Annotated in this window: 22 protein-coding genes and 7 tRNA genes; 10 read left to right on the forward strand and 19 right to left on the reverse strand. The window is 63.4% G+C overall.

Annotated elements, in window-relative coordinates; all coding sequences use genetic code 11:
• Nucleotide 1: 1 nt before the first annotated feature.
• From secD to GBB14_RS01175, 18 genes are all read right to left on the reverse strand, one after another.
• On the reverse strand, nt 2–1,909 hold the full coding sequence (secD, locus tag GBB14_RS01090; protein WP_225976570.1) for a protein translocase subunit SecD: 1,908 nt from the start codon (nt 1,907–1,909) through the stop codon (nt 2–4).
• A gap of 192 nt (nt 1,910–2,101) precedes the next feature.
• The gene (gene yajC, locus GBB14_RS01095) at nt 2,102–2,551 is read right to left on the reverse strand and encodes a preprotein translocase subunit YajC (protein WP_151528653.1); all 450 of its coding nucleotides are present in this window, start codon (nt 2,549–2,551) and stop codon (nt 2,102–2,104) included.
• Between the two features lie 75 nt (nt 2,552–2,626).
• On the reverse strand, nt 2,627–3,694 hold the full coding sequence (gene ruvB, locus GBB14_RS01100) for a Holliday junction branch migration DNA helicase RuvB (protein WP_151528652.1): 1,068 nt from the start codon (nt 3,692–3,694) through the stop codon (nt 2,627–2,629).
• Nucleotides 3,695–3,727: 33 nt separating this feature from the next.
• Nucleotides 3,728–4,333 carry a Holliday junction branch migration protein RuvA gene (ruvA, locus tag GBB14_RS01105; RefSeq protein ID WP_151528651.1) on the reverse strand — a complete coding sequence of 202 codons (606 nt, stop codon included), beginning with the start codon at nt 4,331–4,333 and terminating at the stop codon, nt 3,728–3,730.
• Complete coding sequence (gene ruvC / locus GBB14_RS01110; RefSeq protein ID WP_151528863.1) at nt 4,330–4,866, reverse strand: crossover junction endodeoxyribonuclease RuvC; 537 nt, start codon at nt 4,864–4,866, stop codon at nt 4,330–4,332. The genes ruvA and ruvC overlap by 4 nt, the downstream gene beginning before the upstream one ends.
• Nucleotides 4,867–5,047: 181 nt before the next feature.
• Nucleotides 5,048–5,800, reverse strand: coding sequence for a YebC/PmpR family DNA-binding transcriptional regulator (locus GBB14_RS01115; RefSeq protein WP_151528650.1), 753 nt, complete (start codon nt 5,798–5,800; stop codon nt 5,048–5,050).
• 33 nt (nt 5,801–5,833) lie between these two features.
• Entirely contained in the window at nt 5,834–6,697 is an 864-nt protein-coding gene (locus GBB14_RS01120; protein ID WP_151528649.1) for an acyl-CoA thioesterase II, read from the reverse strand.
• A gap of 23 nt (nt 6,698–6,720) precedes the next feature.
• Nucleotides 6,721–7,599, reverse strand: a complete 879-nt coding sequence (gene pdxS, locus GBB14_RS01125; protein WP_151528648.1) for a pyridoxal 5'-phosphate synthase lyase subunit PdxS — start codon at nt 7,597–7,599, stop codon at nt 6,721–6,723.
• Between the two features lie 53 nt (nt 7,600–7,652).
• Nucleotides 7,653–8,165, reverse strand: coding sequence for a hypothetical protein (locus GBB14_RS01130; RefSeq protein ID WP_151528647.1), 513 nt, complete (start codon nt 8,163–8,165; stop codon nt 7,653–7,655).
• Nucleotides 8,166–8,175: 10 nt separating this feature from the next.
• Nucleotides 8,176–9,300 (reverse strand): glycosyltransferase family 4 protein, encoded by a 1,125-nt coding sequence (locus GBB14_RS01135; protein WP_151528646.1) that lies wholly within the window; start codon nt 9,298–9,300, stop codon nt 8,176–8,178.
• On the reverse strand, nt 9,300–10,283 hold the full coding sequence (locus GBB14_RS01140; protein WP_151528645.1) for a phosphatidylinositol mannoside acyltransferase: 984 nt from the start codon (nt 10,281–10,283) through the stop codon (nt 9,300–9,302). Before GBB14_RS01140 ends, GBB14_RS01135 begins: the two co-directional genes overlap by 1 nt.
• Nucleotides 10,284–10,381: 98 nt before the next feature.
• Nucleotides 10,382–11,035 carry a phosphatidylinositol phosphate synthase gene (gene pgsA, locus GBB14_RS01145; protein WP_151528644.1) on the reverse strand — a complete coding sequence of 218 codons (654 nt, stop codon included), beginning with the start codon at nt 11,033–11,035 and terminating at the stop codon, nt 10,382–10,384.
• Entirely contained in the window at nt 11,028–11,618 is a 591-nt protein-coding gene (locus GBB14_RS01150) for an HIT domain-containing protein (protein WP_192796079.1), read from the reverse strand. The genes pgsA and GBB14_RS01150 overlap by 8 nt, the downstream gene beginning before the upstream one ends.
• Entirely contained in the window at nt 11,602–13,668 is a 2,067-nt protein-coding gene (gene thrS, locus GBB14_RS01155) for a threonine--tRNA ligase (protein WP_151528643.1), read from the reverse strand. The genes GBB14_RS01150 and thrS overlap by 17 nt, the downstream gene beginning before the upstream one ends.
• Before the next feature lie 201 nt (nt 13,669–13,869).
• Complete coding sequence (locus GBB14_RS01160; RefSeq protein WP_151528642.1) at nt 13,870–15,159, reverse strand: Dyp-type peroxidase; 1,290 nt, start codon at nt 15,157–15,159, stop codon at nt 13,870–13,872.
• A 369-nt stretch (nt 15,160–15,528) separates the two neighbouring features.
• Nucleotides 15,529–16,170, reverse strand: coding sequence for a copper chaperone PCu(A)C (locus tag GBB14_RS01165; RefSeq protein ID WP_151528641.1), 642 nt, complete (start codon nt 16,168–16,170; stop codon nt 15,529–15,531).
• A gap of 2 nt (nt 16,171–16,172) precedes the next feature.
• Nucleotides 16,173–16,769 (reverse strand): copper resistance CopC family protein, encoded by a 597-nt coding sequence (locus GBB14_RS01170; protein WP_151528640.1) that lies wholly within the window; start codon nt 16,767–16,769, stop codon nt 16,173–16,175.
• Nucleotides 16,770–17,184: 415 nt separating this feature from the next.
• Nucleotides 17,185–17,256 (reverse strand) — tRNA-Val (locus tag GBB14_RS01175).
• Between the two features lie 448 nt (nt 17,257–17,704).
• Here GBB14_RS01175 and GBB14_RS01180 point away from each other — a divergent pair.
• The 9 genes from GBB14_RS01180 (at nt 17,705) to msrB (ending at nt 20,932) form a co-directional block, all read left to right on the forward strand.
• Nucleotides 17,705–17,777: transfer RNA gene (locus GBB14_RS01180), tRNA-Gly, on the forward strand.
• 56 nt (nt 17,778–17,833) lie between these two features.
• A tRNA-Val gene (locus GBB14_RS01185) sits at nt 17,834–17,905 on the forward strand.
• Nucleotides 17,906–17,942: 37 nt separating this feature from the next.
• A tRNA-Gly gene (locus GBB14_RS01190) sits at nt 17,943–18,015 on the forward strand.
• A gap of 71 nt (nt 18,016–18,086) precedes the next feature.
• A tRNA-Cys gene (locus GBB14_RS01195) sits at nt 18,087–18,160 on the forward strand.
• A 5-nt stretch (nt 18,161–18,165) separates the two neighbouring features.
• A tRNA-Val gene (locus tag GBB14_RS01200) sits at nt 18,166–18,237 on the forward strand.
• A 37-nt stretch (nt 18,238–18,274) separates the two neighbouring features.
• Nucleotides 18,275–18,347 (forward strand) — tRNA-Gly (locus GBB14_RS01205).
• Nucleotides 18,348–18,418: 71 nt separating this feature from the next.
• Nucleotides 18,419–19,126 (forward strand): pyrimidine reductase family protein, encoded by a 708-nt coding sequence (locus tag GBB14_RS01210; RefSeq protein ID WP_192796080.1) that lies wholly within the window; start codon nt 18,419–18,421, stop codon nt 19,124–19,126.
• Between the two features lie 91 nt (nt 19,127–19,217).
• On the forward strand, nt 19,218–20,525 hold the full coding sequence (locus GBB14_RS01215) for a glycosyltransferase family 87 protein (protein ID WP_151528638.1): 1,308 nt from the start codon (nt 19,218–19,220) through the stop codon (nt 20,523–20,525).
• On the forward strand, nt 20,522–20,932 hold the full coding sequence (gene msrB, locus GBB14_RS01220; RefSeq protein ID WP_151528637.1) for a peptide-methionine (R)-S-oxide reductase MsrB: 411 nt from the start codon (nt 20,522–20,524) through the stop codon (nt 20,930–20,932). The genes GBB14_RS01215 and msrB overlap by 4 nt, the downstream gene beginning before the upstream one ends.
• Nucleotides 20,933–21,032: 100 nt before the next feature.
• On the opposite strand, the gene hemQ is transcribed toward msrB, so the two are convergent.
• A complete protein-coding gene (hemQ, locus tag GBB14_RS01225) occupies nt 21,033–21,737 on the reverse strand; it encodes a hydrogen peroxide-dependent heme synthase (RefSeq protein ID WP_151528636.1) in 705 nt (234 codons plus the stop codon).
• Nucleotides 21,738–22,026: 289 nt separating this feature from the next.
• Here hemQ and GBB14_RS01230 point away from each other — a divergent pair, with 289 nt between their 5' ends.
• Nucleotides 22,027–22,644 (forward strand): DUF3000 domain-containing protein, encoded by a 618-nt coding sequence (locus tag GBB14_RS01230; protein ID WP_192795872.1) that lies wholly within the window; start codon nt 22,027–22,029, stop codon nt 22,642–22,644.
• The last annotated feature ends 61 nt before the right edge of the window (nt 22,645–22,705 follow it).

The following is a 22,705-nucleotide window of genomic DNA, read 5'->3' on the forward strand; positions in this document are numbered from 1 at the left end:
GTTACTTCTCTCCTGCCGCATCGTTCGAGCCGTTGCCGGCGATAACCTCATTGGCATAGGGCGCCTCCGGAGCGGAGCCGGCGGCGGCGCGCTCATCGCGCACCTTCATCACCGCGCCAAAGCCATTGCGGGACGTCTTATTGAACCACGCGCGGCGGCTGGCGAGCAGCACCAGCGGCGCGGTCACCAAGAAGGTGACGACCAAGTTGAAGATCGTGGTCAGACCCAAGGTAAAGGCAAAGCCCTTGACCGATCCGACTGCGAGCACGTAGAGCACGATGGCCGCAATCAGCGACACCGTGTTACCGCTGAGAATGGTGCGCTTAGCGGACTGCCAGCCACGCGGCACCGCCGAACGGAAGGTGCGGTTATTATCGCGGATCTCATCCTTGATGCGCTCGTAGAACACCACGAAGGAGTCGGCGGTCGTGCCCAGACCAATGATCAGACCGGCGATGCCGGCCAGGTCGAGGCTATAGCCGATCCAGCGGCCCAGCAGCACCAGGGCGCCGTAGACCAAGGCATTGGCCGCCACGAGGGTGAAGATCGCCAGGGCGCCGAATACGCGATAGTAGCTGAAGGCGAAGACGGCGATGAGCACCAGACCGACAATGCCCGCGATCAGGCCCGCCTGCAGCGAGGCGCTACCCAGCGAGGGCGGGATCGTGGTGGTGGTTCCGCCGAGCTCGCCATTTTCGCCGGCGAAACTCAAGGGCAGCGCACCATAGCGCAGGTTATTGGCCAGCTCGGTGGCCTCCTGCTGCGAGAAGCTACCCGTAATCGAGGTACCCGATCCCACCGGGGTGGCGGATTGGATCACCGGGGCGGAGATAATCTGCGAGTCAAGGGTGATCGCGATCTGCCGCTGCAGGTACTCCTCGGTCAGCTTCGCCCACGTCGAGGAGCCCTCCTCGCCGCCGGAGGACTTAAAGGCGAAGTTGATCTCCATCGTGTTGCGCTCGGGGTTGAAGCCACCGGTGATCGGCTGGGAAGTATCAATCTCATTACCGGTCAGGCGCGTGCCCTGCTCCTCATCGGTCTGGCCCACAAGCAGCGGGACGGCGTCGAGAAGCATCACTTGGCCAACGCTCGGATCACAGGCAACCAAGGGCTTTTTCGGATCATCGGTGCCGGCGAGCGGATCCAGCGGGGCCGGCTGGGAGCGATCCTCTTGTTGCTCGCACACCATGAGCTGGCGAGCCGCTACCTGCCGCGCCAGATCATCGGACTGGCGGTCCTCGCGGAGCACCTCCAGCTCCTTATCGCGCTGTTCGGCCTGCTCGAGAGAGTTCTTCGGCTCGGCCGGCGGGTTCTCGCTCACCGTGGGAGCGTCGTAGGTCTTCTTCTCCCCCACGAGCTGCTCCGAGTTATTCGACAAGGTGGTGGCGACCTCGTCGAGCACGCTTTGGGCGTGCTCCTTGGTGCTCGCGCCGACGCTGACCCAGCGGTTCGCCATGGTCTCCAGCGCCGCGAGGTTATCCTCCGGGGAGGGAATCTCGGTCGGGGTGAGCACGGGGCGGAACATCAGCTGCGAGGTCTGCGAGAGCGCCTTGGCCTGGGCGGTATCTTCACCCGGCACGGAGATCACGAGCGTATCGCCATCGGTGATCACTTCCGCGCCGCTGACACCCATGCCGTTCACACGGTTCTCCAGAATGGTGCGCGCCTGCGCGAGCTGCTCCGAGGTGGGATCCTGGCCCTGTGGGACCAGGGTCACCCGGGTCCCGCCTTGAAGATCAATACCCAGCTTGGGGACGGGCCTGCGGTCTCCAGTGAACAAGACCAAGGCGTAAACCAGCACGAGGATCAGCGCAAACACGCCGATCGCCCGCTTCGGCCACGCCGATGGTCCCAGCTGCGACCGCTTGCTGCGGGATGCCACGAACGTTTCCTCCTCCAATGAACACATGAGGCTCACCACGGGCGCCGTGGCCCGCGTGCCTCATCAACCGGCGTGAATCAGCCGCCACCACAACGATGTACCGGGGCGGCGGTTGCGCGCCACATGCACAGCGCGCGCAGGTCATTCGACCATAGTACGGCATAGGACACGCCCCCACTGAATCAGTAGCCAGTGGAGGCGGTGAATGAAATCAACAGCTTAGTCGCGGCGGTTCTCAGCCGAGCCTTGCCAACCTTCTGGGTGCTGCTCGGGGGCCGGTGCATCCTGCTGCTCCGGATGCGAGGGCTGCTCCAGGTTCTCGGGGTGCACCCCCTCGCCGGGCTGCTCCTCGTGCTGGGGTGTGAGGGGCTGCTCGCTCGCGCCCTCCATCACCGGCGCGGACTCGGCGCCAGGGGCCTCGAGCTTACGCACCACGGCGATCAGCTCGAAGGTGGACACCACGCCCGCGGCGATCTCGAGATCCACGGTGTTCTCGCTGCGATCGCGCACCGTGGCGTAGAGCCCAGCACTGGTGACCACACGGTCGCCGGGACGCAGGGATTCTTGAACCTGGCGGATCTCATTGAGCCGCTTGCGCTGAGTGCGCATCTGTAAAAAGGCGGGCAGCAAAAAGAGCGCCAGAATAATGAGCAGAAATACAGTCGTCATAGTGCCTACCAGTGTGCCAAACTCTGGCGCCGCGAACAACGGGATATACACCCGCCCGTGAGTTCTCGGCCGTCCTTAGAACAGCCCCACGGTTCCCTCCGGCGGTTCCAGCCCGAGGTGACGCCAGGCGGCGGCAGTAGCTACCCGGCCGCGTCCGGTGCGGCTAATCATGCCCGCACGCACGAGATAGGGTTCGCAGACTTCTTCCACGGTCGAGGGCTCCTCGCCCACCGCGATGGCGAGGGTGCTCACCCCCACCGGACCGCCGCCATGGCCCTTGATCAAGGCGGTGAGCACGGCCCGATCTAGGCGGTCGAGGCCCATCTCATCGACGTCAAAGACCACGAGCGCGGACTGCGCCGCAGCGAGGGTGATATGCCCATTGGAGTGCACATCGGCATAGTCGCGCACCCGCCGCAGCAGGCGATTGGCGATACGCGGGGTACCGCGGGAGCGGGAGGCGATCTCATGGCCGGCCTCTTCATCGATACTCACCCCGAGGATCTTGGCGGCGCGCAGCACCACCCGGGTGAGATCGGCGGGGCCGTAGAACTCCATTTGGGCGGTGAAGCCGAAACGATCGCGGAGTGGGCCGGTGAGCATACCCGAGCGGGTGGTCGCCCCCACCAGGGTGAAGGGAGCCAGTTCCAAGGGGATCGAGGTGGCACCGGGGCCTTTGCCGACGATCACATCAATACGGAAATCCTCCATCGCCATGTAGAGCATTTCCTCCGCCGGCCGGGCCATGCGGTGGATCTCATCGATAAACAGCACATCGCCCTCGGTGAGATTAGACAGCATGGCCGCTAGGTCGCCGGCGCGTTCGAGTGCGGGGCCTGAGGTCATGCGCAGATTCGAGTTCAGCTCGGCGGCGATGATCATCGCCATCGTGGTCTTGCCCAGCCCGGGCGGGCCGGATAGCAGCACATGATCGGGCGCCACTCCTCTGCTCCTGGCGCCGCCCAGCACCAGCTCGAGCTGCTCCCGCACCTTGGGCTGGCCGATGAACTCGCCCAGGCTTTTCGGGCGCAGGTTCACCTCATCATCGTGCTCGCCCTCGTTGAGCTGCGGGCGCACAGCGGAATCCGGCGGGCGCAATGCCCCCTCGGGGAGCTGAAACTCGGTCTTTTCTACATTCGACATAGCGCAGGTGTCCTTCCCACTTGCTCCTCGAGCCTAGTTGCTGCTCAGCGTCGCGAGGCAGGCGCGCAGCGCGGCGGAGACGTCCAGCTCCGGCTGGGCGGCCAGCACGCTCGCCACGGCCGCATCGGCGTCTTTGCGGCTAAAGCCCAGGTTTTCCAGCGCCTCTGCCACATCTTCGGCCACCCCACCCGTGAGTGCGGGGGCGGCGGTGCTGGGCTGCTGGGCGACGGCGCCGACGAAGGGCTCGACCTTCTGCTTCAAATCCACCACCATGCGCTCGGCGGTGCGCTTGCCCACGCCCGGGATCTTCTCCAGCGCGACGGCATCGCTGCGGCTGATATAGCCGGCCAGCTCGGTGGGGGTGGCCATGGCGAGCGCCGCCAGCGCCAACTTGGGGCCCACCTTGGAGACGGTGCAGAGCAGATGGAAGAACTCCTTTTCCTCGCTATTGGCGAAGGCGAATAGCTCCATCGAGTCTTCCCGCACGATCTGTGCCACCACCACGAAGCACTCTTCCCCTTGGCGCATGGTGCCGAGGGTGCGCGGGGTGGCGCTGATGCTATAGCCCACTCCGGCGCATTCGATGATCGCGCCCGAGAGGCCGAGATCAATACAGGTTCCGCGCAGGGATGCGATCATGTGCTGCTGCTCCTTTGGTGTTGCTTGGCCAGCTCCGCTTGGTGCGCCAGGGCGGGGGCGCGCCAGCAGTGGCATACCCCCAACGCTAAGGCATCGGCAGCATCGGCCGGCTTGGGTGGTTCCGCCAGCCCCAGAATCCGGGTAATCATGGCGGTCATTTGTTTCTTATCGGCGCGGCCATTGCCCGAGATGGCCTTCTTCACTTCCGAGGGGGTGTACATGTGCACCGGGATGTGGCACTCGGCGGCGGCGAGCACCAGCACCCCTACGGCGTGGGCGGTGTGCATCACCGTCGAGACGTTACCGCGTTCGAAGACGCGCTCGATGGCCACCACATCCGGATCATAGTCTCGAATCCATTCCTTCACCGCCTGGCTGAGCTGGAGCAGACGCGCCGTCAGCTCATCTTTCGCCGGGGTGCGCACCACCCCCACAGCCACGGGATATACGGCCCGGCCCCGCCCTGCCTGCACCACAGACAGACCACAGCGGGTCAAGCCTGGGTCAATACCCATCACCCGCAGGCCCTCCATGGTGTTTGCAGCGCGCACCCGTGTGTCCTCCTCGTTGTCTCAGACCATGTTTAGCACATTTTTTCGCACGATCCCGTATCAGCGGTGTGCGGGGCGCAGAAAACGCCCTCGCCGCCGCATTGGCTGCAGGGAGAGGGCGTTGATCGTGCCGCAGACGGGATGCGCCTGGCGGGCGGTGTCGCTAAGCGTCGAGCTGAGCGGCCACCTCATCGGAGATATTGATATTGGAGTAGACGTTTTGCACGTCATCGGAATCCTCGAGCAGGTCCACCAAACGCAGGATCTTGCGGGCAAGATCTGCATCGGCCTCCACCTCGACGGAGGCGCGGAAATCCTGGTCGGCGTCATCGACCTTCATCTCGTTCTCCTCCAAGGCAGCGCGCACGCCGCGGGTATCGGAAGGAGAGCAGACAACCTCGAACTTCTCGCCGAGATCATTCACCTCTTCAGCACCGGCATCGAGCACAGCCATGAGCACATCGTCCTCAGTGAGCTCGCCCTTGTCCACTACCACCACGCCGACGCGGGTAAAGAGGTAGCCCACGGCGCCGGACTCGGCCATGTTGCCGTTGTTCTTCGACATAATGCTGCGCACCTCGGAGGCCGCGCGGTTGCGGTTATCCGTGAGGCACTCGATAAGCATGGCCACGCCGCCCGGGCCGTAGCCTTCGTACATGATGGACTGCCAGTCGGCGCCGCCGGCCTCTTCGCCGGAGCCGCGCTTGCGGGCGCGCTCAATATTGTCATTGGGCACCGAGGCCTTCTTGGCCTTGCGGATCATGTCATCGAGGGTCGGGTTCGCTGCCGGGTCGCCACCGCCAGTCCGAGCGGCCACCTCGATATTCTTGATCAGCTTGGCAAACTCCTTGCCGCGCTTGGCGTCGTTAGCGGCCTTCTTGTGCTTGGTTGTTGCCCACTTTGAGTGGCCTGACATCAGCGTTCCTCTTCTCTTGAAAAAACTTCGCGTTCAACAGTCGTTAGTAAGCGGTTTATCAGTATAGCGTGAGTGCCTCAGGTGCCGAGTCAGGCCTTCCTGTGTGGCGAGGGCGACGAGCTGCCCAGCGGCATCATAGATCCGGCCCTCGCAGAGGGAGCGGCCGCCGCCGGCCGCCGGCGAGGTCTGCACATAGGCCAGCCACTGATCCACCCGCACTGGGCGGAGAAACCACAGGGCATGATCCAACGAGGCCATCTGCAGCGGGGTGCTCGGGTGGCGCACCTGCGCGGCGGAGAGCAGGGTGGCATCCGAGATATAGGACAGCGCGCAGCTGTGCAGCAGCTCATCTGCCGGCAGCGCTGCGGTGGAGCGCATCCACGCCACCTGGGTGGCGGCCGCGGTAAGCGGGGCGCTCAAGCGCTCACGGGGAACAATACGGATATCCCACTCCGGCCACTCGCGATCGAAAAACGCCGCTCGGGCCGAGTCGGCGCGGGAAATCTCCTCCGGCGCCGGCAGCACTGGAGCGGGCTCGTTGTGGCTCAGCCCAGCATCCCTGCCGTGGTGCATACTCACCTGCACGCTGCACAGCAGCTGCCCAGATTGGGAGAGGCTGAGCAGCCGGGAGCGAAAAGAGCGCCCCTCGCGCAGCCGCTGCACCCTCACCTGGGTGGGCTGGGCCGGATCACCGGGGGCGAGGAAATAGCAATGCAGCGAATGCGGAGAAAACTCCGCATCGACGGTACGCGCCGCCGCAGCCACAGCCTGAGCCACGAGCTGGCCGCCGAAGGTGCGCTCCAGCGAGGTGGGCACTACCGATGCCTGGAACTCATCCGTGGCAATCTCGCGGAGATCGCAGAGCTGCTCGATCTGTGAGGGCTGTGGCTGCTGCATAGCGTGGACGGGGTCGGCGGGGCTTAGCAGCCGCGATCGGCCATGCGTTGCTGCTCGCTGAGGTCATCGCAATTGATGCCCACCATGGCCTCGCCGAGAGAGCGCGAGACCTCGGCGATCACGCTGGGATCGTTGTAGTGGGCGGTGGCCTCGACGATGGCCCGAGCGCGCTTTTCTGGATTACCGGACTTGAAGATGCCGGAGCCGACGAACACGCCCTCGGCGCCGAGCTGCATCATCATGGCGGCATCGGCCGGGGTGGCCACACCCCCGGCGACAAAAAGAGTCACGGGCAACCGGCCGGTGGAGGCGGTCTGCCGCACCAGCTCATAGGGGGCCTGCAACTCCTTGGCGGCATGGTAAAGGGCCGTCTCATCGAGGCTCGCCAGCTTCGCGATTTCGGCGCGAATGGTGCGGATATGCGTGACGGCATTGGAGACATCCCCGGTGCCGGCCTCGCCCTTGGAGCGAATCATGGCCGCGCCCTCGGCGATACGGCGCAGGGCCTCGCCCAAGGTGGTGGCACCGCAGACAAAGGGCACCTCGAAGCGATGCTTATCCACGTGATGGAAGTGATCGGCGGGAGTGAGCACCTCGGACTCGTCGATCCAGTCAATACCGAGGGCCTGCAAGACCTGTGCTTCCACGAAGTGACCGATGCGCACCTTGGCCATCACCGGGATGTCCACGGCCTTCTGGATACCGGCGATCATGTCCGGATCGGACATCCGGGACACGCCGCCATCGCGGCGAATATCGGCGGGAACGCGCTCGAGGGCCATCACGGCCTTCGCGCCCGCTGCCTGGGCAATCTCTGCCTGTTCGGGAGTGACCACATCCATGATCACTCCGCCGAGCAGGCGGTCAGTAACGCCCGCGTGTACTCCATTGGTGTCTGCCACTGGGAATAAACCAACCCTTCTTGAGCCGATCGAACATCTTTAGCCACATAATGCTAGCTTTTTTTGCCCGTATCGTGGGAGGTTTTTTCCATAAAGGGGGTGGCAAGCGGCAATTCCACGTATTGCGGCATGGGTGCTCGTCCCCCCAGGTGCAGCAAGCGCACCACGGGGCGAATCCGCAGCGCACGGGTGTCCACCACCGCATCGTTGTAGAAGCGGTGGGTCAGCTGCACCCGCACCGCTGCATCGGTGATGGGTCTGGGCAGCGGCTCATCCGCGTGGGCCTCGCTGTATTTTTTGAGGGCCTTAATGAGCTCTTTTTCTTTATCCACCCGCAGCGATACATTGTGCGGGTCTAGGGGCTCGTTCTGCGCAGCATAGGCGTGGGAGGCCACCTCCTCGATACTTGCCGCGATCACGGCGGCACGCATATCGAGCGCCGCCTGGAGGTTCACCAGCGCAGCATCGAGCCGAATATGCATCCGGTTCAGCCGCTGAGCGGTAAAGACGGCCCAGAGCACCACCGTGGTGAGGACAATGGCAACGAGTATATATACCGCGCTCATGACGTACCTTTCACTTCAGTTTCACGCTGGTGCCATCGGCGACGGCCTCATACACCTGCAGGATCTGGGTGGTCACTGTATCCCAGTCATAGCTGGCGGCGCGGGCCACACCGGCGTCTACGAGGCTGCGGCGTTGTGCGGGCGAGTCGATGAGCCGCCGCAGCTGTGCGGCCAGATCCGCAGCACTGCCATTGGGGAACAGCAGCCCGGCGGGGGTATCGCTATAGGCGTTGGTCACCGCGGCGAAGGCTTCTAGATCGCTGGCCAGCACTGCACAGCCGGCGGCCATGGCCTCGACGAGCACGATGCCGAAGCTCTCCCCGCCGGTATTGGGGGCCACATAAATATCGGCTCGGCCGAGAATCTCGGCCTTCTCCGCATCGGAGACCTTGCCTGCGTAGTGCACCCCCGGCATCGGCCGCTGGGTCCCGGCCCCGATCACCGTGCAACGGAAGGGGCGATCCAGCTGCGTGAGAGCGCGCAGCAAAATATCGAGGCCCTTGCGGGGCTCATCGAGCCGCCCGAGAAAGACGATCTCCGGCACCTGCTCTTCGCTTATCGACGCCGCCTCGCCGGCCGCGCACTCCTCGCTGCGGCGGCGCGCCGCAGCGAACTGCCGCGTATCCACCCCATTGGGGATGAGCACCGGATCGCCGCCGAGTTGTTCCACCTGCCAGCGCCGTGCCAGCTCGGAGACGGCGATCCCGCCGCGGATCTTTTCCAGCAGCGGCCGCAGCACCGGGGTAGAGAGCTTCAGCAGCCTCGACCCGGAGCTGGAGGCGTGATAGGTGGCGACGATCGGTCCGTGGGCGAGGCGTAGCGCCGCCATCGAAAAGCTGGGCGAGTTGGGCTCGTGAATATGCAGAATGTCGAAGTTATTGTCGGCGATAAAGCGCTTCAATCCGCTATCGACGTGCGGGCCGACGGAGATGCGCGCCACCGAGCCGTTATAGGGAATGGGCATCGCTCTGCCGCCGCGCACCACCCAATCGGGCACCTCCGCAGCGCTCGTGGCGGGGCCGATGGCGCGCACATAGTGTCCGCGTTCGCGCAGGGCGTGCCCGAGGTCCAAGATATGGGCCTGGACGCCGCCGGGTTCATCGAAGGAATAGGGGCAGACGATACCAATACGCATTAGTGGCCCTCCGTGGTGTCTCCGGCACCCGGTGCGGGCGGGTTCTCCTGCTGCTGGCCGCGGGCACGGGCGAGGCGCGCCGGATCGAGGTCGGCGAGCCAGAGCGGCTGCAGCATGTGCCAATCGGCGGGGTGGGCGGCGATATTGGCCTCGAATCCCGCGGCGATGCGCTGGGTGGTGGACTGCAGCTCATCCACCTCAATTTCTGGGGAAACGTCAAGCCCCCAGGTATCGGCGCTCGGATAGAAGCTATGCACCACGTGCAGGCTGGCGCCGGTGTCCATGGCGAGCCGGGCAGGACCGGCTGGGAAGAGGGCGGGCTGGCCGAAGAAGTCCACCTCTACCCCGCTGGCGCGTAAGTCGCGTTCGCCGAGCAGGCACACCACCCCGCCATTATCGAGGGTCTGCTTGAGCTTCTGGTAGGGGCCATTGCCCTGCTCATCGCGGTGCGGCAAGACCTGAAAGCCGAGGGAGCAGCGATAGTCCACGAAGGCCTCGTAGAGCTCGGCGGGTTCGAGGCGTTCGGCCACAGTGGTGAAGCTGCCGTGGCGATGGACCAAAAACACCCCGGCCATGTCCCAGTTGCCACTGTGCGGCAGGGTGAGAATCACCCCGCGCCCAGCGGCGAGGGGCTCGTCCAAGTGATCGAAGCCGCGCACCGTGGAATTGAGCGAGTCCAGCAGCTCCGGCTCGGTGGCGATTCGCGGCAGCCGGAAGGCCTCCATCCAATAGCGGGTATAGGAGCGCATGGATGCCCGCATCAATGCCGGGGTTACCGCGGCGGGGCCCACGACGCGTTCGAGGTTGCGGCGCAGCTGAGCGGGTCCGCGTCCTCGCTTGCTCGCGATATCGGCGCCGATGGTTGCTAAGGCGGTGGCGGCCGGGCGGGGTAGCTGGGATAGTGCCGCCCAGCCGAACATGTAGCCGGCGGCAGCCCAGTGGCGCTCGGCAAGGGCGTAGCGTAGGCGGCTCCAGGGGGTCATCGTAGGGCGGGCTCCTCACACAGCATGGGCAGCGCCGCGCCCACGCTGTAGGCGACGACGCCGCCCAGTGGATGCACAGTGTCGTGGGCGGATAGGGTCTAGTGGGTCCTCGGGGTACGCGCCCCCGCGGGAGGGGCGATCCTGTCCTGGCCGTGGGTGGAGTTGGCGGCCATGGCGAGTCGTTGGACCACGGTGAATACCGATCCTACCGCCAATACCCAGATGGCCACGTCCACCGCATAGGGCACACCGAAGCCCTGCAGGCCAATGCCCAGAAGCCCGATGATGAGCCTTTCGGGGCGCTCGATGAGACCGCCGACCATCTTCAGGCCGCTGGCCTCGCCACGGGCTTTGACATAGGAGATCACTTGGGAGCACACCAGCACGACCAAGGAGGCGACCACCAGCGGCTGGGGTGCCTCGTAGCTATAGATCAGCCACCAGGTAATCGCCGCGAAGAGAGCACCATCGGTGAGCCGGTCGCAGGTGGCATCGAGGGTGGCACCGTATTTCGTGCCGCCGCCGCGCAGCCGCGCCATGGTGCCGTCGACCATGTCGAAGGCCACGAATAGCCCGGAGAGCACGGCCGCCGCCACCAGATGGCCGGTGGGAATAAGGACCACGGCGAGCAAAGTGGAGATCACTGCCCCGAACACGGTGACTACATTGGGGGTGAGATTCCACTTCACCAAACGCTTCGCGATCGGCTCCACCACCACGGCGGCGGGTTTGCGTCCATGCACGCTAAGCATCGCTATCAGCCTCCCAGGCATCGGCGAGGAGCTGGCGGGTATCACGCAGCAGCTGCGGCAGCACCTTCACGCCATCGATCACCGTCATGAAGTTGGAATCGCCGCTCCACCTGGGCACCACATGCAGGTGCAGATGCTCCCCCACCGAGCCGCCGGAGGCGCGACCCAGATTGAAGCCGACATTGAAGGCATCGGGGGCCGAGACGGTTTTGATGACGCGCACCAGCTTTTGGGCGAAAGCCATCAGCTCGGCGGTCTCCTCCACGCGGAGATCCTCTAGGTTGGCCACCTGCCGGTAGGGCACCACCATGGCGTGGCCAGAGTTATATGGATAGAGGTTCAGCACGCAGTAGACGAGCTCGCCGCGGGCCACGATCAGCCCCTCCTCATCGCTCATCTCGGGGATGGCGAGGAAGGGATTGCGCGGCCGCGCATCCGCACTGCCCGCGTTGCCCGCGCTGGCGTCGCGAATATAGTTCATCCGATAGGGCGCCCAGAGCCGCTCGAGGCGGTCGGGAATCCCCAACCCAGAGTCCTTATAGGACTCCGCGGGCTGCGTCTCGGGTTTAGCTTGCCGTTCCACGGAACTCCTCAACGAGTTCTTTATTCGGTTGGGCGTTGATGCGCTGGGCCACCCAGTTGCGGATCAGCGTCTGCGCCTGCTCAACCGGCACCCCATTGACCTGGGAACCATCCAAGAAACGGAAGCTGACGGCGTTGGCCTCGACATCGCGGCCACCGGCCAGCAGCATGAAGGGCACCTTGCCGGTGGTGTGGTTGCGGATCTTCTTCTGCATACGATCATCCGAGGTGTCCACCTCGGCGCGGATGCCGGACTGGCGCAGGCCGGCGCAGACATCCTCGAGGTAGCCGGAGAATTCATCCGCCACCGGAATGCCCATCACTTGGTGCGGGGCCAACCACGCGGGGAAGACGCCGGCATAGTGCTCGAGCAGCACGCCGAAGAAACGCTCAATCGAGCCGAAGAGCGCGCGGTGAATCATGATCGGACGCTGCTTGGAGCCATCGGGGGCGGTGTACTCCAAGTTGAAGCGCTCGGGCAGGTTGAAGTCCAGCTGCACGGTGGACATCTGCCAGGTACGGCCGATGGCATCGCGGGCCTGCACGGAGATCTTCGGACCATAGAACGCAGCACCGGCCGGATCGGGCACCAGCTCCAGTCCGGAGCGGGTAGCGACGCTTTCGAGGATCTCGGTGGAACGCTCCCAGATCTCATCCGAGCCGACGAACTTCTGCGGGTCCTTGGTGGACAGCTCGAGGTAGAAATCATCCAGGCCGTAGTCCTTGAGCAACGAGATGATGAAGTCGAGCACCCGGGTGAGCTCGTCTTCCAACTGCGCCTCGGTGCAGTAAATATGCGCATCGTCCTGGGTGAAGCCGCGGGCGCGGGTCAGTCCGTGGATCACACCGGATTTCTCGTAGCGATAGACGGTTCCGAACTCGAAAAGCCGCAGCGGCAGCTCGCGATAGGACCGACCCCGAGAGGCGAAGATCAGGTTGTGCATCGGGCAGTTCATGGGCTTGGCGTAGTAGTCCTGCGGGGGCTTGACCACCGCGCCATCATCGTCGTACTCGCCATCGAGCTGCATGGGCGGGAACATGCCGTCCGAGTAGAAGTCCAAGTGCCCAGACTTCTTGAAGAGATCACCCTTAGTCAAGTGAGGAGTGTTGACAAAGGAGTAGCCGGCGCTGATGTGGCGGCGGCGGGAGTGCTCCTCCATCTCCAGGCGGACGATACCGCCGGCGGGGTGGAACACCGGAAAGCCGGAACCGATCTCATCGGGGAAACTGAACAAATCCAGCTCCGCGCCGAGGCGACGGTGATCGCGCTTCTCGGCTTCGGCGAGCATGGTCTGGTATTCCGCGAGCTTTTCCTTGGACTCCCACGCCGTGCCGTAGATGCGCTGCAGGCCGGCGTTGTTCTGATCGCCGCGCCAATACGCGGCCGAGGAGCGGGTGAGCGCAAAGGCCGGAATGTATTTGGTGGTGGGCACGTGCGGGCCGCGGCAGAGGTCGTACCATTCCACATCGCCGGTTCGCGGATTGCAGTTGGCGTAGCTGGTGAGCTCGCCGGCGCCCACCTCGGTGGCCTCATCCGAATCGGGGTCCACATTGCCCTTATCCTCGATCAGCTCGAGCTTATAGGGCTCATGGGACAGCTCGGCGCGGGCCTCATCCTGGGTGGCGTAGACCCGGCGCTCGAACTTCTGCCCCTGCTTGATGATCTTCTTCATGCGCTTTTCAATGCGCTTGAGATCCTCGGGGGTAAAAGGCTCGGCGGCGTCGAAGTCATAGTAGAAGCCATTGTCGATGGCTGGGCCGATGCCGAGCTTGGTGCCGGGAAACTCTGCCTGGACCGCCTGGGCGAGCACGTGGGTACAGGAGTGACGGATGACTCCGCGGCCCTCTTCGGAGCACGCAGGAACGGGGGTGAACTCGGTGTCCTCAGTGGGGACAAAGGACAAATCGCGCAATGTTCCCTCGGGATCCTTCGCCACCACGATGGCTTCGGGGCCCTTATTGGGCAAATCGAGCTCGCGCATGGCCTGGCCCACAGCCTGGCCGGCGGGGACGAGGAAGGGATCCACACTGCAGTAGACCGGGTCTGACATACTCACGTTTCTTCGTGCTCCTCACACATCTTGTGCCCCGGCGACATACCTGGTCGCCAGGGCGTTTCCTAGGCGGGGGTCGCCCACCCAGACGTCGCCTCTCTGTTTAGGGAGTTGCAGACGCCACCGAGGGCAGCGTCGATAAGCGCTGCTCCCATGGACGTCTGCACACACGTCTGCGGGGTATCTTACCCCGTGCCGCTAGGATTCCAGCAGCCCCCTGCCCCAATAGTCATCCTCGGTGGTGCCGGGGAAGATGAAAAAGACGGAGGAACCGATGTGCGTGATCCACTGGTTCAAACGATCGCCTTCGTCGAGACGCCGTTGAATCGGGGTGAATTGCTCATCGGGATTCTTCTGGAAACAGATGAACAATAGACCCGAATTGGATAGCTGCTCCGAGCCGGGTTCCGGCTGCAGATCATAGCTATAGGGGCGGCGCAGAATCTTCTGCTCCGGATTATCCGCCGGTGGATGCGAGCGCGCCATGTGACTCATCGGGTCGATCACCGGCAGCCCGAACTTATCGGTGGCCTCGAAATCGGCGGGGGTGTGCTCATCGCCGCCGGTGAGCGGGGCCCCAGTATCAAGGGTGCGACCCACGGACAGCTCGCGGGAACCACGGTCCAGAATCTCCCAGGTGTCAATATTCATGGCGATACGGCGCAGCACCATGCAGCTACCGCCGCGCATCCAGTCGGGCCCCTCATCGATCCACACCTGCTCCTCATACTCTTCTTCCGTATGCGGATTGACGGTGCCATCGATCTGGCCGAAAAGATTGCGCTGCGTAGTATCGGCCGTCACCGTGCCATCGGCATTGGAAAAGCCCTGCTGGATCCACTTGACCGTGACATAGTGGTCGCCGGCGCGAACCATGTGCCGCATCGCGTGCGCCAGCGTCAAACCATCATCGGCGCAGATCTGCAGCACAATATCGGCCTCGCCCCACTTCGGATCCAGCTGATCGCGAGAAAAGGCGGGAATGGGGTGCAGCCACTCGGGGCGCAGCTCGGGTCGGCCGATGATATCGAAGAAGCGCTCGCCCACCCCAGCGGTGATGGTGAGGTTCGCGGGAATCTCCGCAAGCTCTTCCTCGAGATCGCCCAGCGGGGCCACGCCCTGGGTCAGGCGGCGGGCATCCATGGTCCACAGCCGGAAGAGACGCTGCATGTCCTCAACGGTGCTATTGGGGCGCACCGTAAAGGCACAGACCGCTACTCGGGCCTGCTTGGATGTGGCGATACCCGCTTGGTGCGGGCCATCGAAGTCCACGGTGGCACGGCTAAGCCGGGTGGATACGTCCTTATTCGCTACTGCGGTGCCGGCCTCGGGATCGTCCTGGCCGCGGGCGCAGGACGCCAGCCCCGCCCCAGCGGCCAAGGTGGTGGCGCCGCTGAGGAAGGCGCGGCGATTGACTCCGCCGGATCGGCTCGGGCTAGCCGGTACGCGCGGTTGGGGGTTCTCGTCCACGGGTTTGCCATGGGACATGTTGGAAGACACCATCCTCCTCTATACGTTTCCGCTCCCGCTCTTGCGCCTCAGAAATATCACACACGACGAGGCCCCAGATGCGGGCACGCTGGGCACTATGTATGAAGTTGTAGACACGCGTGTAGCTGCAAGCTTATCGACGCCGCCCTCTCGCCCGCCCCACCTGTGGACAGGCGGTGGCAGCGTAAAGGGCGCCTGCCGGCGGCCACGCCGCGAGCTAGACACACGATCTAGCGCACTTTCTGGTCGAAACAGGCGCCCTCTTTTAGCTAGCGACGTCCGTCATCTCCTCATGGCGGGCGCTGCTGGAGCCGCAGTCGCGGCCCCGACAGTGCTCCGCCGCGGAAGAGGTGACGGCGACGATGCTTAGGAGTGGTCGTGATCGTGGTCCATGTGGTCGTGGTCCATGCCGCTGTGGCCCTGGACGCCACCATCGGCGTCGTAGCTCTCCTCGCCGGAGGCGATGTCACGAACCTCGACCTTGTCGAAGGTGTAGGAAGTGCCGTCGTCGAGGGTAATGGTAATGGAGACGGTGTCACCGGGCTTGATGGCCTTGTCATAATCCATGATCATGAGGTGATTAGCGCCCGGCTGCAGCGGAGCCTCGCCATTAGCGGGGATCGGCAGGCCACCCTCGAGCTCACGCATGACACCATCGGCTACCTCGTGGATCTCGTTCTTCGGTGCATCCAGGGAGGTGGTGAAGGAGGTGACCAGGATGTCCTGATCGGTGTTATTCACCAGGGTGCCGAAGACGGCGGTCATGCTCTTATCTGCCGGCTTTGCCTTCACGTAGGCATTCTGGAACTCGACGTCCTTGGAGGAGGCCTCGGTAGAGGTCTCGCTGCTCTCGGTGCTTGCCGGAGCGGAGGAGCTCATCGAGGGGTTATCGGTGGGATCCTTCGGCATGTCGGAGTCTTTTTCCATCTCCGGGGAGCATGCAGCGAGGGTCAGGGAGCCGGTTGCGAGTAGAGCTGCGGCAACTGTGGCGAATTTACGGGTAATCATTTCTATGATTCCTTTCTTTTGGCGAACATCAGGATGGCCCCAACGATTGCGACCAGTAGCACTATGCCACCGGCGATAAATATCGTCGGAGCTGAGCATTCTTCCTCCGAGCCTAGCGTGTTTGCCTCGGAAGACTCGGAATTATCCGAGCTAGCGTCAGTGGCCGTGGCGGTTCCGCCCTCACCAGAATCCACGCTGAAGGTGGTGCCACCACGGGTGGCATGGCCGTCGGAGGAGGTAATTTGAAATCCGACGAGATAGTTTCCATCACCGGGATCAAGCCCCTCGGGCAGGTCGATGATGACTAGTTGCTGATCCAGCTCGGGCTCTCCTTGGTAGAGAATCTCGCCGGAATCGCTATTACTCACTGCCACTCGATTAAAGGTATCGAGCGGGATAGCAGAAAATTCTAACACGATTTTCTCGGGAAATTCTTCCACCGTGGAGCCGTCCCCAGGCGTGGAGTTAATCACCACGTCATGCGCCGCAGCCAGCGGCGCGCTCAGCACCGCGACGACAGCAGCAATCGCAATACCCGCTGAGGTCAGTACTGCCCTAGCCCGCGAGGGCCGGGCTGTGTGTCCCCGGGTTCTGCGCATACACCATTCTCCTTCGAGCCGACACTGCATTGTTGTGCTTCCACGACAAGTATGGCGCACTAGCCGTGCCGCCTAGCCACCACCCGCGATTGAGGACGTGAATCAGACTAAGCCTGCACCTCAGTTCGGCATCACCCCTATCCCCACCACCTGCGGCAGGAACTCTGCAATACCCCAAGGCATCAGGCTCTATGACAGCAGTCGGAGATCCCCGCACGATAGTTCCCACCCGATCCATCACGTGACATATGCCACAGCTGGAGAGGTGGTGGGCCGCCTCGCCCCACCGCAGCGACCGCCCGCCGACACAAAGCGACGCCATCACACCCGCCGGAATGCCCCACACCTGAGCGCGCTGGCCGGACAAAGCAGAACTGGGGGGCCTCCGACGTGGAGACCCCCAGAAACAAAAAAGTGGTCCCAGCTGGGATCGAACCAGCGACCTTCCCGGTGTGAACGGGACGCTCTTCCACTGAGCCATGGGACCAGAAATGACGAGAACTGAAAAGAATCAGTGCGTCGCTTCCGAGTAGATAACCTAGCACGAGATTCGCGGCGAGGACTAATCACCAGTTCAGGACCATAAATGCCGCCCCGAGAGCGCGGCACAGCCCGTCCCAGCGCGGAGCCGTGGCCCGCAGAAGACATATCCACCCCCTGCCCCACCTGCACCCTGCGGACTGGGCGACGGACTAGGCGGCGAGCGGGGTGCGAGACCCCCGTGCCCGCGAAACCCGCACCTACGGACCAGCCCCAGCCTGCGGCTAAATCACATCACTGTCACTTCCTTAGCACCGTGGCCACTCCGCGTTCATATGGCGGCCAACACGGCGTCACATGCAGATTTGTCATTTCACTTGCTCTCACGCTATTGTTTTCAACGCACCACAGCTCAAGGAACTGTTTACGCAGAACCATCGAGTGGTTGATGCAATGCGGATGTAGCGCAGCTGGTAGCGCATAACCTTGCCAAGGTTAGGGTCGCGGGTTCGAGTCCCGTCATCCGCTCTGGTTCATTTATGAGCACTGATCACGGTCATGTGCCTCATATTTGAACAGCGCACGCGCGTTTAGCTCAGCGGGAGAGCGCTTCCCTGACACGGAAGAGGTCACTGGTTCAATCCCAGTATCGCGCACGCAGAACAAGGCATTGTTCTTTAAAACAGTATGCATGCGGATGTAGCGCAGCTGGTAGCGCATAACCTTGCCAAGGTTAGGGTCGCGGGTTCGAGTCCCGTCATCCGCTCGGATACACCACCCCTTCGGGGTGTCCTCCTTACACTTAAGGTGTGTATCGTTGTAAATACTAAGTGACACGGTGGAATGGCCGAGTGGTGAGGCAAAGGTCTGCAAAACCTTGTACACGGGTTCGATTCCCGTTTCCACCTCCACTTAAGCGCGTTTAGCTCAGCGGGAGAGCGCTTCCCTGACACGGAAGAGGTCACTGGTTCAATCCCAGTATCGCGCACGCAGAACAAGGCATTGTTCTTTAAAACAGTATGCATGCGGATGTAGCGCAGCTGGTAGCGCATAACCTTGCCAAGGTTAGGGTCGCGGGTTCGAGTCCCGTCATCCGCTCTCTTGAGAGACTCCCGTCTTCTCCTTCTCGGAGAGGGCGGGAGTTTTCTCTGCGTGGCACAATGACCGTTATGGCCCCCACTCCCCTCACCCGCAGTGAGATCCTTGGCGCCGAGTGCCCGCCCTCGCAGCCCGAGATCCGCGCTGTCTGCGTCTCCTCGCTCAATGGTTCCGCCACGCTCGAGGGAACCTCCGGCTCCCTGGGCAATGCCAACGACACCCGAGTGCTCAGCACGCTGCGTGCCTGGGCCGATGTGGTACTCGTTGGCGCCGGCACGGTCCGCGCCGAAAACTACGGCGGGGTACAGCTTGATCCCCAGCAGCGCCAGCACCGCCGCGCCCTGGGGCAGGCGGAGACTCCCCCGCTGGTGGTACTCACCGGCTCGGCAGAGATGGACACCACCTCCCGCTTCTTTCGCGACAGCGGCACCGCCCCCATTGTGATTACCGGCGCAGACAATGCGCACGCCTCAGCCGAGTTCGCGGCCGCGGGTGCTGAGCTGTTATTGCTTGAGGATCTCTCCATCGACCACGCCATTACGGCGCTGCGGGAGCGTGGCTATCACCGCATCAGTATTGAGGGCGGCCCCAGCGTCTACGGCCATGTGCTTGCCCAAGGGCTGATCGATTACCTGCACTTAAGCCTCGCCCCGGTGATCACCCCCATGGATCAGCCGCTGTTTAGCTATCCCGCTGCCTCCACCCGGCTGCAGCTAGATGCCGTGCACCACGATGAAGAGGGCTATCTTTTCACCCGCTACCGGCTGCCACGCACCTAGCCCAGCAGTGGTTGCTGTGATGACCACAGTCTCGTAGCCACTGGGTGTGCCGCAGCAAATACCGCGAGGCGAAGCGATTACACTCACTGGAGTGATCGCACCCAATTCCCTCCAGCATCGTGGCCTGATGATCGCGCTGTGGCCGATCGCGCTCGTGATCATCGCCTACCGCGTGGCCATCCAGGCCGCTGCCGGCGGCCGCGCCGATGATTTCTCCACCGTCTATTTCGCTATTCGACGCCACCTCGACGGAGTGAACGTCTATAGCGAGGATTACTCCACCGTGGACCCGCACTACCTCTATAACCCCGGGGCCACGCTCATCCTCTCCCCGCTCGGCTGGTCCACGGATTGGACCACCGCGCGCATGCTCTTTATCTGCGCCAATGCCGTGGCCATTATCGCCGCGATCGTGCTGCTCTTCCGCCTTACCGGTCGCTCGATCCGCACCCCGTGGCTGCCACTGGCCATCTCCCTGGCCTTTTGTACCGAGTCCGTGATCAACACCCTGTTGTTCTCCAATATCAACGGGCTGCTGCTATTGGCGCTGGTGAGCTTCTACGCCCTCACCCACGCCTCCAAGCCCTGGGCGGCGGGCCTGGTTCTCGGACTGGCCATCGTGATTAAACCCCTCTTCGCACCCCTGATCTTCATTCCTGTGGTGCTATTGCGTAGTCACTGGCCGAGCCTGATCGGCGCGGTGGGTGTGCCGGTGATCGCGAATCTCATCGCCATGCGCATCGTCACAGGAGCCGGCGAGTATTTCTCCGTGGTCGTGCCCTATCTCAGCCAGGTGCGTGACTACGCCAATGCCTCCCTGCGCGGGCTAACCCTCTACTTCGGAGTGCACCCCACCGTGGCCATGGCGCTATGGCTGCTGCTCGCCGCCTTTGTCGGTGCCGGATTGATCGCCCTGCTCGCAATCCGCAGCAGCAATCAGGTGGTGTGGCTGCTCACCACCGGCTCCCTGCTGCTCGTCGGGGTGTTCGTGCTGTCCTCGCTGGGGCAGATGTATTACTCGATCCTGCTGCTGCCGCTCGTCGCCACCGCCGGCATGCACCGCAGCATGCTGCACAATCCGCTGACTATCTTGGCGATGTTCCTGTTCTACTTCCACTTCCGCACCGATGATCTCGGCGTCTCCCTCTGGGGCTATCTGGTCGGCACCACCATCGGCTACGCCGGCTGGGTGCTGCTCATTGTGGTCATTGCCACCACCGCGGTGAGCTGGCTATTCTGGGAGCCCGATCGGGCCGCGGCACTCGCCGGCCGGCTGGGAGACCCCACCTTCGTCCCCGCGGCCCACAGCGCCCACGCCAGCAGCCACTCCGACGCCCCACACCGCACCCATACACAGCCTGGGCCGAGTATCGCCCACCGAGAGGAACAGACACAATGACGGATTATCGCGAACTCAGCGACAGCGAATGGAAGCGCCGCCTCAACCCCGAGGAGTTCCGTGTGCTGCGCATGGCCGGCACCGAAGCTCCCCATGTGGGCGAATACACCGATACAACCACGGCCGGGGTGTATTCCTGTAAAGCCTGCGGCACCGAGCTATTTCGCTCGACGGAGAAATTCCAGTCGCACTGTGGCTGGCCCTCCTTCTTCTCCCCGCTCGCTGGGGAGCGCATCATCGAACGCGAGGACCATAGCCTCGGCCGGGTGCGCACCGAGGTGCTCTGCGCCAACTGCCATTCCCACCTCGGCCACGTCTTTGCCGGCGAGGGCTATGACACGCCGACCGATCTGCGCTACTGCATCAACTCCATCTGCCTCACTCTCGAAAGTGATCCCGAGGCCTAGCGCAGGCACAGCAGAATAGACACCGGCGACCAGCGGCGAGACATCATCTCGCACCGCTGGGCGCCGGTTAGTTATGCGGGCATAGCCGCATCGCTGCGCATTAGGGCAGCATGCTCACGATCTCTTCGATATCGGAGACGCGACGGCCGGTGAAGAAGGGGGTTTCTTCGCGCACGTGCAGGCGGGCCTGGGTGTAGCGCATGCGATGCATGAGGTCCACCAGACGGTGCAGCTCGGGGCCTTCGAAGGCGAGCACCCACTCATAATCGCCGAGAGCGAAGGCCGGCATGGTGTTGGCTCGCACATCCGGGTAGTCACGCCCCGCCATGCCGTGCTCGGCGAGGATCTTGCGCCGCTTGGACTCGTCCATGATGTACCAGTCATAGGAACGCACGAAGGGGTAGACGGTGATCCAGTCGCCTGGCTCCTCGCCCATGATGAAGCTGGGCAGGTGGGACTTATTGAACTCCGCTGGGCGGTGCATGCCGTTGCCGGTCCACACCACCTCAGTGAGCTGACCCAGCGTGGTCTCACGGCGGAAGCGGTTATAGGCCTCCTGCAGCTGCTGGTACTCCTCGGCGTGCCACCAAATCATGAAGTCGGCATCGGCCTGAATACCGCTGATGTCATAGATACCGCGCACGACCAGCTGATCGCCGTCGTCAATGCTGGCGAAGAACTGGCGGGCTTCGGCGATCACTTCCTCGCGCTCGGAACCGAGGGCGCCCGGAATGGCTCGGAATACCGCCCACTGGGTGTAGCGCTGGATGGAGTTGAGCTTGGCGTAATCTGGCCGTTCACTCACGAAAAAGACCTCTTTTCACTCTGTTGAGAAAAGTACTGGTCGCGTGGGGGGAAACCACGGGATTCCCTGCATATCTGAGAGTGGACTATCCACGCGATTGCTGACTGTGCAAAGTCTAGCTAACCTCCACGCAGTTTAGCCATACCCACCCCGCGTTCAGTGCCCCGAGGGTAGCGCCGAGGTGGCGGCGAGATGGCGTCGATAAGCATGCATAGCGGCCGTGGAGAGCGATGAGAAGGCTCGGCGCGCCTCCCGCGCGGCCCCGCGTGCAGAAGCTAGCTTGGATCACGTGAAGGAATCTGACGCAACCCTGGCATCCGCCCCGAATAGGACGTCCTCGCAGGGCTACCCGCAGGAATTTGCTGCGGCTGTGGAGTCGCTGCATAGCGTGTCGCTGCGGCCGGAGATTTCTCTGGGCACGATTCGCCCACCCCAAAAGCTCGCGCCGTATTCCCATGCGATCGGGCTGGAGGTCGAACATCCCCTTCGCGAGAACGAGCCTATTCCCACCGAGTCCGAGGGCGACGCCTTTGGCCGCTTGATCGTGCTCTACGATCCCAACTCGGAGGATGGCTGGAACGGCAATATGCGGCTGGTGGCCTATATTCAGGCCGATATGGACGATGCCGTGGCCAACGATCCGCTTCTTCCCGAGGTGGCGTGGCAGTGGCTCTCCGAGGGCCTCGACGACTCCGGCGCCTCCATCACTGATGTGGGCGGCACGGTGACCTCCACCGCCTCTGTGCGTTTCGGTGATATCGGCGGCTCTCCCCGCTCCTTCCAGCTGGAGATGCGCGCCTCGTGGACGGCACTGGATCAGGACCTCAGCGATCACGTGCGGGCCTTTGCCAATGTGCTCGCCCTCGTGGCTGGACTGCCACCCGAGGGAGTCCGCACGCTGCGCTAGCACTAGAATGCTTCTGGAGCCAGCCATGCCTTAGCCGCTGGTGCGGCTCACTTTGCTTATC

Source organism: Corynebacterium sp. 51B, from assembly GCF_008930785.1.
GTDB classification, from domain to species: Bacteria; Actinomycetota; Actinomycetes; order Mycobacteriales; family Mycobacteriaceae; genus Corynebacterium; species Corynebacterium megadyptis.

What these genes read in the sequence shown, in the direction of transcription:
- GBB14_RS01140 (WP_151528645.1), bottom strand. Translation starts at nt 10,283, where the DNA reads ATGACCCCCTGGAGCCGCCTACGCTACGCCCTTGCCGAGCGCCACTGG.
- GBB14_RS01120 (WP_151528649.1), bottom strand. Translation starts at nt 6,697, where the DNA reads ATGCAGCAGCCACAGCCCTCACAGATCGAGCAGCTCTGCGATCTCCGC.
- ruvA (WP_151528651.1), bottom strand. Translation starts at nt 4,333, where the DNA reads ATGATCGCATCCCTGCGCGGAACCTGTATTGATCTCGGCCTCTCGGGC.
- ruvC (WP_151528863.1), bottom strand. Translation starts at nt 4,866, where the DNA reads ATGGAGGGCCTGCGGGTGATGGGTATTGACCCAGGCTTGACCCGCTGT.
- GBB14_RS01170 (WP_151528640.1), bottom strand. Translation starts at nt 16,769, where the DNA reads ATGCGCAGAACCCGGGGACACACAGCCCGGCCCTCGCGGGCTAGGGCA.
- msrB (WP_151528637.1), top strand. Translation starts at nt 20,522, where the DNA reads ATGACGGATTATCGCGAACTCAGCGACAGCGAATGGAAGCGCCGCCTC.
- pgsA (WP_151528644.1), bottom strand. Translation starts at nt 11,035, where the DNA reads ATGCTTAGCGTGCATGGACGCAAACCCGCCGCCGTGGTGGTGGAGCCG.
- ruvB (WP_151528652.1), bottom strand. Translation starts at nt 3,694, where the DNA reads ATGTCGAATGTAGAAAAGACCGAGTTTCAGCTCCCCGAGGGGGCATTG.
- GBB14_RS01210 (WP_192796080.1), top strand. Translation starts at nt 18,419, where the DNA reads ATGGCCCCCACTCCCCTCACCCGCAGTGAGATCCTTGGCGCCGAGTGC.
- yajC (WP_151528653.1), bottom strand. Translation starts at nt 2,551, where the DNA reads ATGACGACTGTATTTCTGCTCATTATTCTGGCGCTCTTTTTGCTGCCC.
- GBB14_RS01165 (WP_151528641.1), bottom strand. Translation starts at nt 16,170, where the DNA reads ATGATTACCCGTAAATTCGCCACAGTTGCCGCAGCTCTACTCGCAACC.
- GBB14_RS01135 (WP_151528646.1), bottom strand. Translation starts at nt 9,300, where the DNA reads ATGCGTATTGGTATCGTCTGCCCCTATTCCTTCGATGAACCCGGCGGC.
- GBB14_RS01115 (WP_151528650.1), bottom strand. Translation starts at nt 5,800, where the DNA reads ATGTCAGGCCACTCAAAGTGGGCAACAACCAAGCACAAGAAGGCCGCT.
- thrS (WP_151528643.1), bottom strand. Translation starts at nt 13,668, where the DNA reads ATGTCAGACCCGGTCTACTGCAGTGTGGATCCCTTCCTCGTCCCCGCC.
- GBB14_RS01160 (WP_151528642.1), bottom strand. Translation starts at nt 15,159, where the DNA reads ATGTCCCATGGCAAACCCGTGGACGAGAACCCCCAACCGCGCGTACCG.
- secD (WP_225976570.1), bottom strand. Translation starts at nt 1,909, where the DNA reads ATGTGTTCATTGGAGGAGGAAACGTTCGTGGCATCCCGCAGCAAGCGG.
- GBB14_RS01130 (WP_151528647.1), bottom strand. Translation starts at nt 8,165, where the DNA reads ATGAGCGCGGTATATATACTCGTTGCCATTGTCCTCACCACGGTGGTG.